The organism is Microvirga terrestris (assembly GCF_015694425.1).
Classification (GTDB): Bacteria; Pseudomonadota; Alphaproteobacteria; order Rhizobiales; family Beijerinckiaceae; genus Microvirga; species Microvirga terrestris.
This window is the reverse complement of sequence record NZ_JADQDN010000001.1, coordinates 742,272-754,576: the sequence shown is the minus strand read 5'-3', so window position 1 is coordinate 754,576 and position 12,305 is coordinate 742,272. Positions and strand designations below refer to the sequence as shown.

Annotated in this window: 12 protein-coding genes; 5 read left to right on the top strand and 7 right to left on the bottom strand. The window is 63.9% G+C overall.

What is annotated here, in order from left to right; genetic code table 11:
* Nucleotides 1–21 precede the first annotated feature (21 nt).
* Both I2H36_RS03495 and guaB read right to left on the bottom strand, forming a co-directional pair.
* Nucleotides 22–453 (bottom strand): MAPEG family protein, encoded by a 432-nt coding sequence (locus tag I2H36_RS03495; RefSeq protein WP_196262454.1) that lies wholly within the window; start codon nucleotides 451–453, stop codon nucleotides 22–24.
* A gap of 21 nt (nucleotides 454–474) precedes the next feature.
* Nucleotides 475–1,968 (bottom strand): IMP dehydrogenase, encoded by a 1,494-nt coding sequence (gene guaB / locus I2H36_RS03490; protein ID WP_196262453.1) that lies wholly within the window; start codon nucleotides 1,966–1,968, stop codon nucleotides 475–477.
* Between the two features lie 174 nt (nucleotides 1,969–2,142).
* On the opposite strand from guaB, the gene I2H36_RS03485 reads away from it, so the two are divergent.
* From I2H36_RS03485 to I2H36_RS03475, 3 genes are all read left to right on the top strand, one after another.
* Nucleotides 2,143–3,579 carry a DHA2 family efflux MFS transporter permease subunit gene (locus tag I2H36_RS03485; protein ID WP_196262452.1) on the top strand — a complete coding sequence of 479 codons (1,437 nt, stop codon included), beginning with the start codon at nucleotides 2,143–2,145 and terminating at the stop codon, nucleotides 3,577–3,579.
* A 36-nt stretch (nucleotides 3,580–3,615) separates the two neighbouring features.
* On the top strand, nucleotides 3,616–4,473 hold the full coding sequence (locus I2H36_RS03480) for a dienelactone hydrolase family protein (protein ID WP_196262451.1): 858 nt from the start codon (nucleotides 3,616–3,618) through the stop codon (nucleotides 4,471–4,473).
* 187 nt (nucleotides 4,474–4,660) lie between these two features.
* Nucleotides 4,661–4,951 carry a GIY-YIG nuclease family protein gene (locus I2H36_RS03475; protein ID WP_196262450.1) on the top strand — a complete coding sequence of 97 codons (291 nt, stop codon included), beginning with the start codon at nucleotides 4,661–4,663 and terminating at the stop codon, nucleotides 4,949–4,951.
* A gap of 141 nt (nucleotides 4,952–5,092) precedes the next feature.
* Here I2H36_RS03475 and I2H36_RS03470 read toward each other — a convergent pair whose 3' ends face one another.
* The 5 genes from I2H36_RS03470 to efp form a co-directional block, all read right to left on the bottom strand.
* The gene (locus tag I2H36_RS03470) at nucleotides 5,093–6,028 is read right to left on the bottom strand and encodes a Gfo/Idh/MocA family protein (RefSeq protein ID WP_196262449.1); all 936 of its coding nucleotides are present in this window, start codon (nucleotides 6,026–6,028) and stop codon (nucleotides 5,093–5,095) included.
* Between the two features lie 100 nt (nucleotides 6,029–6,128).
* On the bottom strand, nucleotides 6,129–6,839 hold the full coding sequence (locus tag I2H36_RS03465) for an SAM-dependent methyltransferase (protein ID WP_196262448.1): 711 nt from the start codon (nucleotides 6,837–6,839) through the stop codon (nucleotides 6,129–6,131).
* Nucleotides 6,836–7,843 (bottom strand): Ppx/GppA phosphatase family protein, encoded by a 1,008-nt coding sequence (locus tag I2H36_RS03460; RefSeq protein WP_196262602.1) that lies wholly within the window; start codon nucleotides 7,841–7,843, stop codon nucleotides 6,836–6,838. Before I2H36_RS03460 ends, I2H36_RS03465 begins: the two co-directional genes overlap by 4 nt.
* A gap of 228 nt (nucleotides 7,844–8,071) precedes the next feature.
* Nucleotides 8,072–9,256 carry an aminotransferase gene (locus I2H36_RS03455; RefSeq protein ID WP_196262447.1) on the bottom strand — a complete coding sequence of 395 codons (1,185 nt, stop codon included), beginning with the start codon at nucleotides 9,254–9,256 and terminating at the stop codon, nucleotides 8,072–8,074.
* 201 nt (nucleotides 9,257–9,457) lie between these two features.
* Nucleotides 9,458–10,024, bottom strand: coding sequence for an elongation factor P (gene efp, locus I2H36_RS03450; RefSeq protein ID WP_196262601.1), 567 nt, complete (start codon nucleotides 10,022–10,024; stop codon nucleotides 9,458–9,460).
* Between the two features lie 141 nt (nucleotides 10,025–10,165).
* Here efp and epmA point away from each other — a divergent pair, with 141 nt between their 5' ends.
* Together epmA and I2H36_RS03440 are read left to right on the top strand one after the other, a co-directional pair.
* On the top strand, nucleotides 10,166–11,230 hold the full coding sequence (gene epmA, locus I2H36_RS03445; RefSeq protein ID WP_196262446.1) for an EF-P lysine aminoacylase EpmA: 1,065 nt from the start codon (nucleotides 10,166–10,168) through the stop codon (nucleotides 11,228–11,230).
* Nucleotides 11,227–12,276: a lysine-2,3-aminomutase-like protein gene (locus tag I2H36_RS03440; RefSeq protein ID WP_196262445.1), complete on the top strand. Its 1,050-nt coding sequence runs from the start codon at nucleotides 11,227–11,229 to the stop codon at nucleotides 12,274–12,276. The genes epmA and I2H36_RS03440 overlap by 4 nt, the downstream gene beginning before the upstream one ends.
* The last annotated feature ends 29 nt before the right edge of the window (nucleotides 12,277–12,305 follow it).

The window sequence follows — 12,305 nt, the reverse complement described above, 5'->3', positions numbered from 1 at the left end:
CTGCGCCCATCCCGTCCTTGCTTAAACGCCGGTCTCCGCGGCAAAGATGCGGACGGCGAAGATGATCCACATCGCCGCCAGGATAAGCACACCGACCACGAAGGCCATGAAGCGCCTTGAGAGCTTGTTTGAGGTGACGTGGATACCCGCATGAACCAGGCGGCTCACCACGAACATCCAGGACATCACCACGAAGAGCATGTCCGCCTTGCGGGTGATCAGCGCCAGAACCACCAAGACATAGAACAGCACCGGAAGCTCGAACTGGTTATGATACGCGTTCTGGAGCTGCAGAATACGCTTGGGCCAGTTGCGCTCGCCGAGGGCGATGTCCCCGACCTTCACCTCGCCGGCCCGAAGGACGCCCAGGCGGGACCTGCCGAGGGCGAAAAGCAGGATGAGGGTGAGCCCGACCAGGACGAGGACGGGCAGGATGATGGCGGAGATGCTCATGGACTCTGACTCGCTTAAAGCTTAGCTGCGAGTCGGATAGTTAGGACTTTCGCGCGTGATCGTCACGTCATGAACGTGGCTCTCGCGCAAACCCGCGCTGGTAATGCGGATGAACTGGGCCTTGTCGCGGAATTCCAGCAGGGTCGCGGCACCCACATAGCCCATGGAGGCGCGTAGTCCCCCAGTGAGCTGGTGCAGCACGCCCGCCACCGGCCCCTTGTAGGCCACTTGGCCCTCGATGCCCTCCGGCACGAGCTTGAGGGTGTCGCGAACCTCCGCTTGGAAGTAGCGGTCGGCCGAGCCGCGGGCCATGGCGCCCACCGAGCCCATGCCGCGATAGGACTTGTAGGAGCGGCCCTGGTACAGGAACACCTCGCCCGGGGTCTCGTCCGTGCCAGCAAGTAGCGATCCCACCATGGCACAGGAGGCCCCGGCGGCGAGTGCCTTGGCGAGATCGCCCGAGAACTTGATGCCGCCGTCGGCGATCACCGGAATGTCGGCCTGTGCCGCCGACTCGACTGCCTCCATGATAGCCGTGAGCTGGGGCACGCCCACGCCCGCCACGATGCGGGTGGTGCAGATGGAGCCCGGCCCGATGCCCACCTTGATCGCGTCCGCGCCGGCATCGATGAGCGCCTGGGCGCCTTCCCGGGTCGCCACGTTGCCGGCAATGACCTGAACCGCGTTGGAGAGCTTCTTCACCCGGGTGACGCTCTCCAGCACCTTTACGGAATGGCCGTGGGCGGTGTCGACCACAACCACGTCACAGCCCGCATCGATGAGCCGCTCGGCGCGCTCGAAGCCCTGCTCGCCCGTGGTGGTGGCGGCAGCCACCAGAAGGCGCCCTTGCGAATCCTTGGCGGCATTCGGGTAGGCCACCTGCTTCTCGATGTCCTTCACGGTGATCAGGCCGATGCAGCGGAAATGATCGTCGACGACCAGAAGCTTCTCGATCCGGAACTGGTGCAGGAGGTGGCGGGCCTCATCCTGGCTCACGCCCTCGCGGACCGTGATCAGGCGGTCCTTGGTCATCAGTTCCGAGACCTTCTGGCCCGGATTGCTGGCAAAGCGCACGTCGCGGTTGGTCAGGATGCCGACGAGCTTGCCCTTGGCGCCGCCGGGGCCGCGCTCGACTACCGGGATGCCCGAGATGCCGTGGTGCTTCATCATCGACAGCGCGTCGGCGAGCGTCTCGTCGGGATGGATGGTGATCGGGTTCATCACCATGCCGGACTCGTAGCGCTTCACGAGACGCACCTGCTCGGCCTGAACCTCGGGCTCAAGGTTGCGGTGGATCACGCCCAAGCCCCCGTTCTGGGCCATGGCAATGGCCATGCGGGCTTCCGTCACCGTGTCCATGGCGGAGGCAATGATCGGCATGTTGAGGCGAATGGTCTTGGTCAGCTTGGTGGCAACGTCCACGTCGCTCGGCAGAACTTCGGAGCGGCCGGGTCGGAGCAGCACGTCATCGAAGGTAAGTCCCTCGATGATCTTATCGGCGAATACAGAGGCCATGGCCAACTCCTTAGACAGCTGCGCGGATGAGAAAATAACGCTTTGGCGAGTTGGCACGGGTCCGTAGCACGGCGTTTCGTTTTCGCAAAGGGTTGAGAGACGCATCCCCAGAAGATCTGCATTGCGCCAGTTTGCCCTTTGCAATGACACTGTGGAGCGCTAAGTCCGGCGGTCATGCGTCAATCCCGCCTTCTCCCGCTGATCATCGCGACGGCCCTGTTCATGGAGAACATGGATTCGACCGTGATCTCCACGTCCCTGCCGATGATCGCGCAAGACCTGGGAACGCAGCCCATCGCCCTCAAGCTGGCCCTGACCTCCTATCTGGTGAGCCTTGCCATCTTCATTCCGATCTCGGGCTGGATGGCCGACAAGTACGGGGCCCGGACCATCTTCACGGTGGCGATCGGCGTGTTCATGGCGGGCTCGCTGGCCTGCGCCGGCGCCAATTCCCTCGAAGGCTTCGTGTTCTCCCGCTTCGTTCAAGGCGCGGGCGGGGCCATGATGGTGCCGGTGGGCCGCCTCGTGCTGCTGCGCAGCGTCGCCCGCAGCGAGGTCGTTCAGGCGATGGCGACCCTGACGATCCCGGCGCTCATCGGCCCCATCATCGGACCGCCGCTCGGAGGCTTCATCACCGAATATTTCCACTGGCGCTGGATCTTCTTCATCAACATCCCCATCGGGATTCTCGGCATCGTGCTCGCCACGATCTTCGTTCCCAATATCAGGGAAGACGACACCCCGCCCCTCGACTTCATCGGCTTCCTTCTGACCGGTTTGGGCTTCTCTCTGCTGATGCTGGGTTTTTCCACCAGCGGCCAGCATCTCATCCCGACCGAGATCTCGCTCGGATGCACGGTGATCGGCGCCATCAGCCTGGCTCTCTACATCTTCCACGCCAGGCGCACGCCCTATCCGGTGCTGCAACTGAGACTTCTGAAAGTACCGACCTTTCGCGCCAGCGTCCTGGGCGGTTCCCTCTTCCGTATCGGCATCGGGGCGATCCCGTTCCTGCTGCCGCTCATGCTGCAGGTGGGTTTCGGCCTGGGGCCGCTGGCGTCAGGCTCGCTCACCTTCATCGCGGCCGTGGGCGCGCTGTTCATGAAGACCATGGCCAAGCGCATCCTCGAGCGCACAGGCTTCCGCAGGCTCTTGACGATCAACGCCTTCATCGGGGCCGCTTTCGTCGCGGCCAACGGCTTCTTCACGCCGGAAACGCCGCACTGGCTCATCATGGTGATCCTGCTGGTCGGCGGCTGCTTCCGCTCGCTGCAGTTCACCAGCCTCAACGCCATCGGCTACGCGGAAATCTCCAACCGGGAGATGAGCTACGCCACGAGCCTGTCGAGCGCCCTGCAGCAGGTCTCCCTCAGCATCGGCGTGGCCTTCGGTGCCTTCGTGCTGGAAATGGCCTCCACTTACGACGGCACGCCCGGGATCACGGCGGCCGATTTCGGTCCTGCCTTCTGGGCGGTCGCCACCATCTCGGCCCTGTCCGGCTTTGTCTTCACACGCCTGTCCCCTAATGCCGGTGCCGAGATGTCTGGACACAAGATTGTGAAGGACAGGCCACCCTCCACGGGCCTCGGGGACGGTATGTCCGGCCGCTAAGCTGCGCTAGCATCCCTGTAAAGACCGGGAGGACATATGGACCAGCGCATCATCGATCTCTACGACGACTTCACCCATGGCGGCATGAGCCGCCGCTCCTTCCTCGACAAGCTGGCGGCTCTCGCCGGCAGCGCGGCCGGTGCAGCGGCCATCCTGCCGATCCTGCAGAACAACTACGCCCACGCCCAGACCGTGCCGGAGACCGACCCACGCATCACGGCGGAAACCGTGGACATCCCCGGCGCGCAGGGCCTCAAGGGCTATCTGGTGAAGCCGAAGGATGCTGCCGGAAAGCTGCCGACCGTGATCGTCATCCACGAGAACCGGGGCTTGAACCCGCATATCAAGGACGTGACCCGCCGCATGGCGGCGGAAGGCTTCATCGCTTTGGGCGTCGACTATTTATCGCCCATGGGCGGCACGCCCGCCGACGAGGACAAAGGCCGCGAGATGATCGGTCAGCTGAAGCAGCCCGACGTGATCGCCGGCGGCAAAGCGGCCGTGGCCTATCTGAAAGGCCGCCCGGACAGCAACGGCAAGGTCGGGGCCACCGGCTTCTGCTGGGGCGGCGGCGCAGTGAACACCCTCGCGGTCAACGAGCCGAACCTGAATGCCGGCGTGGCCTATTACGGCGGCCAGCCGAAGGCGGAGGACGTGCCGAAGATCAACGCCGCTATGATGATGCATTACGGCGGCCTCGACGAGCGCATCAATGCCGGCATCCCGGCCTACGAGGCGGCGTTGAAGCAAGCCGGTAAGACCTACGAGATCCACGTCTACGAAGGCGCCAACCACGCCTTCAATAATGACACCAACGCTGCACGCTACGACAAGGATGCGGCGGATACGGCGTGGAAGCGGACGGTGGCGTTTTTGAAGAAGAATTTAGGTTGAATGTTTACGTCACATTCATCCAAAGCGCCATGTATCGCCCGCTTCGTCATCACCGGCCTTGTGCCGGTGATCCCGATCACTGAAGCGTCTCACCTTTCCATGTCGAGATGGCGGGGACAAGCCCGGCCATGACGTGGAGGAGCGGTAACGGCTTGCTCTCATAAGAGGATTGGATCAGTCTCCACTCATGAGACTGTATTACGTCTATGTGCTCGCGAGTCGACCTGGCGGTGCTCTCTATGTAGGCGTCACCAACGCGCTGGCACGACGAATATGGGAGCATAAGACCGGACGCGGTAGCGATCATACACGGCGCTATAAGATTGACCGGCTCGTCTATTCCGAGAGCTATCCAAGCATTGCGGATGCTATCCAGCGCGAGACATCGATTAAACGCTGGCCCCGTGCTTGGAAGACAAAGCTGATCCTTGAGATGAACCCGACATGGCGCGATCTCTATGAAGAGTTGAATGCCTAACTCTTAAGTCATTACCGGCCTTGAGCCGGTAATCCCAACCAGTGAGGCGCGGCACTCTTGGAACCGGGATGGCCGGGACAGGCCCGGCCATGACGGGAGAGGTTTGACCTTCTTTATTGGGGGTGACGTTTAGAGTTGAGGCTAATCCTCGAACGCATCCACCTGAACCCGCTTGCCGACCATGAAGGCATCGGCCACGAGGCGGAACGGGGCGTCGTCGACCTCGGAATGGCCGATGGTCAGCAATGCGTCAAAGCACCGGTAGATGCCCTGGTATTCGGCGGGCTCCTCCTGAACCATGAGCTTTCCACCGATTTCCAGGCAGCTGCCGCCATGGGTGAGCTTCAGGCTCAAGCCGGCTTCAGTCTCCACCTCGATGTCCCAGGTCTGCGGGCCGGTCTGGCGCCAGTCGAACACCGCCTGGAGATCACCCTGGCCGTGGCTCATAGAGAACGTCAGGTTCGCGGCGATCGGAGCGTCGCGGTTGGCCGGGAATTCCAGGCTGGATGACTTGATGAAAACCGGTTCTGGCATGATGCGGGTCACGATGGAGAGCGCATTGATGCCGGGATCGAACACGCCGAAGCCGCCCGCTTCCCAGATCCATTGCTGGCCCGGATGCCAATGCCGCACATCCTCCTTCCAGGTCACCAGAAGACGCTTGATCGACCAGCCTGCGAGCGCCTTCTTCGCCTCCTCGACCGCCTTGTTGTACTGGGCGTGCCAGGTGGTGAAGACCACCTTGCCCATCTTGGCGGCCAGCGCCTTCAGATCCTCGAGCTCGCTCAAAGTGGCGGCTGGGGGCTTTTCCAGCAGCACGCTCTTGCCGGCGAGCAGCGCCTCGCGGGCGATCTGATGCCGGACCTGCGGCGGCGTGCAGATCGAGACCGCGTCCAGGTCCGGGAGCTTCAGGAGCTCGCGGTAATCCTGGAAGGTGTATTTCGCATCCTCATGCGAGAGCCCGCGGGTGCTCGACACGGCAAGAAGCTCGAAATCCGGGTTGGCCTTGATCACCGGGAGATGCTGATCCTGCGCGATCTTGCCGAGACCGATGATCCCGATGCGGTGCACTGCCATGGTCGTGGCTCCCTGGTATCCGAGGCTTGAGGCTAGAGCACCGGACCCAAAAGTGGAGGGCACTTTCGGGACTGATCCGATGATCCTATTCTAGAGTCTGTCAGGCTTCAGGCGTTTCGTCCGCCCGTCCCCGAAAACCGGTCGCCATCACATAGAGTTCCGCCGAGTCGGTGCGGCTGGCGGCAGGCTTCACGTGGCGAACTACGGCGAAGTCGCGCTTGAGATCGGCCAGTAGCTGGTTCTCGGTGCCGCCCTGGAACACCTTGGCGATGAAGGCGCCGCCGGGGGCCAGGATCTCGCGGGCGAAGTAGATCGCCGCCTCGGCGAGGCCGATGATGCGCAGGTGGTCGGTCTTCTTGTGGCCGGTGGTGTTGGCCGCCATGTCGGACATGACCACGTCGGCAGGCCCGCCCAGCATCTCGATCAGCCGGCCCGGAGCGCTCTCGTCCAGGAAGTCGAGCTCGATGAACTCGACGCCTGGCATCGGATCGATGGGCAGAAGATCGATGCCCACCACCTTGCCCTTAGGGCCCACTACCTTGGCGGCGATCTGGGACCAGCCGCCGGGGGCGGCACCGAGATCGACAATTCTCTGACCGGGCTTGAGAATGCGGTACTTCTCGTCGATCTCCAGCAGCTTGAAGGCCGCGCGCGACCGATAGCCCTCGCGCTTGGCGCGGGCGACGTAAGGATCGTTGAGCTGGCGCTCCAGCCATTTCTGGGAAGAGAGGGACCGCTTGTTGGCGGTTTTCACGCGCTGCTTGAGATTGCGGACACCCGAACCGGACCCCGAACTGGACTTAGCACTCACCTCGGGCTGCCCCCTCGCCACACGGAGTCCTCTCGCATCATGTTCATCAAAATTCCTTCGCGCAGACCGCGATCCGCGATGCGCAGGCGCTCCGACGGGAAGGCCCGCCGGATCGCTTCCAAAATGGCGCAGCCCGCCAGAACCAGATCGGCCCGCTCCTTGCCGATGCAGGGGTTCTCGGCCCGCTGACTGAAATCGGAATGCAACAACCGATCCATCACCGCCGAGATCTCTCCGTTGCGCATCCACATCCCGTCGACCCGACGCCGGTCGTAGCGCGCCAACCCTAAGTGAATGCCCCCGACCGTGGTAACGGTTCCTGAGGTCCCGAGAAGATGGAAGTTATGAGCGCGTCCCGCCGGAGCCGCCACGAGGGCGAAATCCATCAGAAGCTCTGACACCTCCTCGACCATGCCCTCGAAGATCTTGGGTGTGACGTCGATGCCGCCGTGGCGCTCGGCCAGCGTTACCACGCCGACGGGCAGCGAGTCCCATGCCCGGATGCGCTTGCACGGATCGGCGAAGGCGTGCGGCGCCCGGCCGTCGAGCCAGGCGATCTCCGTGGAGCCGCCGCCGATGTCGAACACGATGACGGACTGCGCTTTGGGATCGACCAGTGACGCGCAGCCGGTGACGGCGAGATACGCTTCCGTCTTGCGGTCGACGATCTCGAGATCGAGGTCGAGCTCGTCGCGAACGCGCTCGATAAAGGCCGGGCCGTTCTCGGCGAGTCGGCACGCCTCCGTTGCCACGAGGCGCGCGCGCCTCACGTCCTTAGCGGCCATCTTTTCGCGACACACCCGAAGGGCATCGAGGGTGCGAACGATGGCGCCGTCGCTCAGCCGGTTGCCGAGGCCAAGGCCTTCGCCGAGCCGCACGATTCGCGAGAAGGCATCCACGACCCGGAAGCCGAAATGCGCAGGTTCCGCAATGAGAAGACGGCAATTGTTCGTGCCGAGATCGAGCGCGGCATAGCTTCTCGACGAGCGTCGCCGCGTCTCCATTCTGACCGCGTCCGCAGAACGGTCAGCCACCCAGGCGGCGCCATGTGCCGAGCCGCTGAGCGGTTCGGCAAGCCGGTCACCTTCTGTTGTCACGTCCGCTTTGACGGTCAAAACTCAAGTCCCCGCGGCACCCGGTTCGGTTGCCTGTTTGACCAAGAGAGTAACCATCGCTCCACCCTCCTGCCAAGGGTGCCCCCTGGAGTTTATGGTTTTGCCTCCGAGGAGGTATCACAGAGAAAGGTTGCGAAAGCGCTCTGTCAGGCCGTTCAAAACGTCCGCGCCGACATTCGCGATGGCGACCCGCAGATGCCTTTCCTGGCCGGGCCCGAAATAGCTTCCGGGCAGGCACAGGACGCCCCTTTCCGTGGCGAGCTTCTCGGCGACCCGCTGTGCTTGTCGCTCCGGAAATGGGTGGCGCAGATAGGCGAAGTAAGCACCGACCGACTCGATCGTCCATTCCGGCAGCGGCGCGAGCGCATCCTGAAATACCTGTGCACGGCGGTTGATCTCGGCCCGGTTGTCCTCGCGCCAGTCGCGCAATCCGTCGATGGCCCAGGGCAGCGCGCCTTGAGCGGTACGCGGGGGGCAGATCTGGATGCAGTCGAGAATCTTGGCGATCTGCTCAATGAGTTGCGCATCCGCCGTGATCGCCCCGGTCCGGTGACCTGGGATCGCGTAGGATTTCGAGAAGGAATAGAGCTGGATGATGGTGTCGCGCCAGTTATCACCGGTGAAGAGCCCATGGGGGCGGTTCATGCCTTGCGGCAGGAAGTCCCGGTAAGTCTCGTCGATCACAAGGTAAATGCCGCGCCGTCTGCAGAGCTGGGCGAAGCTCTCGATCATATGCGCCGGGTAGACGGCACCGGTCGGGTTGTTGGGCGTCACCAGCACGATGGCCCTGACTTTGTCGTCGATCAGCGCCTCGGCGTCCTCGATGCGCGGCACGAATCCGTTCTCCGCCCGGCACGGCAGCGGGCGCGGCTCGATGCCGAGCATGTCCAGGCTCATCTGGTGATTGAAGTACCAGGGGGTCGGCAGCAACACCGCCTCGCCGCGATGGGCGAGCAGCATCATGGCGGCAAAGAAGGCCATGTTGCAGCCGGCCGTCACCGCCGTGTCGTCTGGCTCAATACGGCCTTCGTAGATGCGGGACAGCTCGGCCGCATAGGCTTCCTTAAGCGGCGCATCGCCGTTGATCGGGCCGTATTGCGAGCCGGTGGGTGAGCCGGCGATGGCGGCCATCCGCTCCAGCAGCTCCGGATGGGGCGCATTGCCCGGCACGGCCTGGGAGAGGTTGATCAGCGGCCCGTATGACCCGTCATAGCGCCTGGTCCACGCCTGCGCCTCCGGGATCGGAGGGCTGCCGACATCGGCCACGAGAGGATTGATGGAATGGGCAGGACCGCTCGTCATGAAACCGTTCGACTCCGCAAAATGAGAAAGGGCAGGACGCCCGGTGAGCCTTCACCGGAATCGCCTGCCCTGCAAGGTATGATTGATCTCACTGTCGTCATGGCCGGGCTTGTCCCGGCCATCCCGATCCTGTGAAGCTCAACGCTCTTCCAATCGAGATCACCGGCACAAGGCCGGTGATGACGGGCGAGAAGAGAGCCCTTAGTCCTTCGCGCGCTCCACGTAGGAGCCGTCTTCCGTCATGATGACCACGCGGGTGCCGGCCTGGATGTGGGGAGGCACCAGGGTGCGCACGCCGTTCGACAGCATGGCGGGCTTGTAGGACGAGGAGGCCGTCTGGCCCTTCACCACCGGCTCGGTGTCAACGATCTCGAGGGTGATGCGCGCCGGCAGCTCGATGGCGATGGCGATGCCGTTATGGATCGAGAGCATCACGGCCATGCCTTCCTGGAGGTAGGCCTTCTGGTCGCCGATGATGTCTTCCGGCACCACGACCTGATCGTAGGTCTCGGGGTTCATGAAGTGGAAGCCCTCGCCGTCCTGGTAGAGGAAGGTGTGCTCACGGTCTTCCACGAAAGCGCGCTCGACCTGCTCGGTGGTGCGGTAGCGCTCGGAGACCTTCACGCCGTCGGAGATCCGGCGCATGTCGAGCTGGGTGACCGGCGTGCCCTTGCCAGGGTGGATGTTCTGGGCGGTGAGAACCACATAGAGCCTGCCGTCCATATCGACGACGTTGCCTTTGCGGAGCGTAGAGGCGATGACCTTCACGTGAGGCTTTCCTTGTGACAGATAGAGGCGCGTCGTGAGGGTCGGGTCGCCCGAGCCCCAGTGGCACCGAAAACGCTTTCGGTGCCGCAAGTAGCCTATCTTGGCGCAATTCGCCAGTCCGACCTCACGGAACCCTTTGGAATGGATAAGCCTCTCACCGCTCCCTCCCCCTGGTGGATACCCCATGTCCACGCCGACCGCCGCCCTTTCCTGATGGCGCGGAACCGGATTCAGGCCGCCCTGCGCGGGTTCTTCGCGGAACGGGACTTCGTAGAGGTCGACACCGCCACGCTCCAGATCTCGCCCGGCAACGAGGCGCATCTCCATGCCTTCGCGACCGAGGCCATCGGCCTCGACGGCTCTCGCACCCCCCTCTACCTCCACACTTCGCCGGAATTCGCCTGCAAGAAGCTGCTGGCGGCGGGCGAGCCCCGGATCGCGTGCTTCGCCCACGTCTACCGCAACCGGGAGCGCGGCCCCCTGCACCACCCGGAATTCACCATGCTTGAGTGGTATAGGACCGGCGAAAGCTACGAGACGCTGATGAAGGATTGCGGCGAGATCCTGGGTTTGGCCGCCGAGACCGCCGGCACCCGCACCCTCACCTTTCGCGGCCGCGAAAGCGATCCGTTCCGGGAGCCTGAGCGCCTGAGCGTCGCCGAGGCCTTCCAGCGCTTCGCCGGCATCGATCTCCTCGCCTCCATCGACGAGGACGGCGAAACCGATAAGGCGCACCTGGCTGCCAGCCTCAAAACGGCGGGTCTGCGAGTGGCGGAGGACGACACCTGGGCGGACCTGTTCAGCCGCGTCATCGTGGAGCGGATCGAACCGAATCTCGGCCTCGGCCGCGCCACGATCTTGGACGAATACCCGGTTGCCGAAGCAGCCCTCGCCCGCCCGACCGCCCGCGACGCGCGGGTGGCGGAGCGGTTCGAGCTCTATGCCTGCGGCGTCGAGCTTGCCAATGCTTTTGGGGAGCTGACGGACGCTGCCGAGCAGCGCCGCCGCTTCGAGGCCGAGATGCGTGAGAAGATGCGGGTCTATGGAGAAAGCTACCCGGTGGACGAGGATTTCCTGGCGGCGCTCGCCCAGATGCCGGAAGCCAGCGGCATCGCGCTCGGCTTCGACCGGCTGGTGATGCTCGTCACCGGGGCGTCGCGCATCGATCAGGTGCTCTGGGCTCCTGTGCCGGAGACGGGCCGGTGAATGCGATCCGCCCCTTACGCAATCCGGCCGAACTGGTCGAAGCCGGTCTCGTTGCGCCCGAACAAATCGCCAGTATCGAGGCAGTCGCTGAGCGTTATGCCGTCGCCATCAGCCCCGCCATGGCTGCTCTCATCGATCCCAACGATCCAAGCGATCCCATCGCCCGCCAGTTCGTGCCCGACGCGGCAGAACTGACCACCACGCCCGAGGAACGGGAAGATCCTATCGGCGATCTGGCGCATTCACCCGTCGAGGGCATCGTCCATCGCTATCCCGACCGGGTGCTGCTCAAGGCCGTGCATGTGTGCCCGGTCTATTGCCGTTTCTGCTTTCGCCGCGAGATGGTGGGGCCGCAGGGGCTCGGCACCCTCTCGCCCGAGGCTATGGACAAGGCTTTCGCTTATATTGCGGATCATCCGGAGATCTGGGAGGTGATCCTCACCGGAGGCGACCCGCTGGTTCTCTCGCCGCGTCGGCTGACCGAGATCATGCAGCGGCTCTCCGCCATCGGTCACGTGAAGATCGTCCGCTTCCACACCCGCGTGCCCGTGGTGGAGCCGGAGCGGATCGACGAGGCACTGATCGCGGCCCTTAAGTGCAGCGGCAAGACCGCCTATGTGGCGCTTCACGCCAACCACCCGCGCGAGCTGACCCTTGAGGCACGCGCGGCCTGCGCCCGGCTGGTGGATTCAGGCATCGTGATGATCAGCCAGTCGGTGCTGCTCAAGGGCGTCAACGACGATCCCGATACGCTCGCCGACCTGATGCGGGCCTTCGTCGAGACGAGGGTGAAGCCCTACTACCTTCACCACCCCGATCTCGCACCGGGCACGAGCCATTTCCGCCTCTCCATCGAGGAAGGCCGCGCTCTCGTGGCGACCTTACGCGGTCGGATTTCGGGCCTGTGCCAGCCGACCTACATCCTCGACATCCCCGGCGGGCACGGAAAGGCCGTGATCGGCCCGGACGCCATCCGGGAAAACGGAGGCTGCCACACGGTCATGGACTTCAGAGGTGGCGAGCACGTCTATCCCCCGTCAGAGTAACGAAAGCGGTATCGGCACCAACCATAGCC

What these genes read in the sequence shown, in the direction of transcription:
- I2H36_RS03495 (WP_196262454.1), bottom strand. Translation starts at nt 453, where the DNA reads ATGAGCATCTCCGCCATCATCCTGCCCGTCCTCGTCCTGGTCGGGCTC.
- I2H36_RS03470 (WP_196262449.1), bottom strand. Translation starts at nt 6,028, where the DNA reads ATGGCAGTGCACCGCATCGGGATCATCGGTCTCGGCAAGATCGCGCAG.
- I2H36_RS03460 (WP_196262602.1), bottom strand. Translation starts at nt 7,843, where the DNA reads ATGGAGACGCGGCGACGCTCGTCGAGAAGCTATGCCGCGCTCGATCTC.
- I2H36_RS03475 (WP_196262450.1), top strand. Translation starts at nt 4,661, where the DNA reads ATGAGACTGTATTACGTCTATGTGCTCGCGAGTCGACCTGGCGGTGCT.
- guaB (WP_196262453.1), bottom strand. Translation starts at nt 1,968, where the DNA reads ATGGCCTCTGTATTCGCCGATAAGATCATCGAGGGACTTACCTTCGAT.
- I2H36_RS03455 (WP_196262447.1), bottom strand. Translation starts at nt 9,256, where the DNA reads ATGACGAGCGGTCCTGCCCATTCCATCAATCCTCTCGTGGCCGATGTC.
- epmA (WP_196262446.1), top strand. Translation starts at nt 10,166, where the DNA reads ATGGATAAGCCTCTCACCGCTCCCTCCCCCTGGTGGATACCCCATGTC.
- I2H36_RS03480 (WP_196262451.1), top strand. Translation starts at nt 3,616, where the DNA reads ATGGACCAGCGCATCATCGATCTCTACGACGACTTCACCCATGGCGGC.
- I2H36_RS03485 (WP_196262452.1), top strand. Translation starts at nt 2,143, where the DNA reads ATGCGTCAATCCCGCCTTCTCCCGCTGATCATCGCGACGGCCCTGTTC.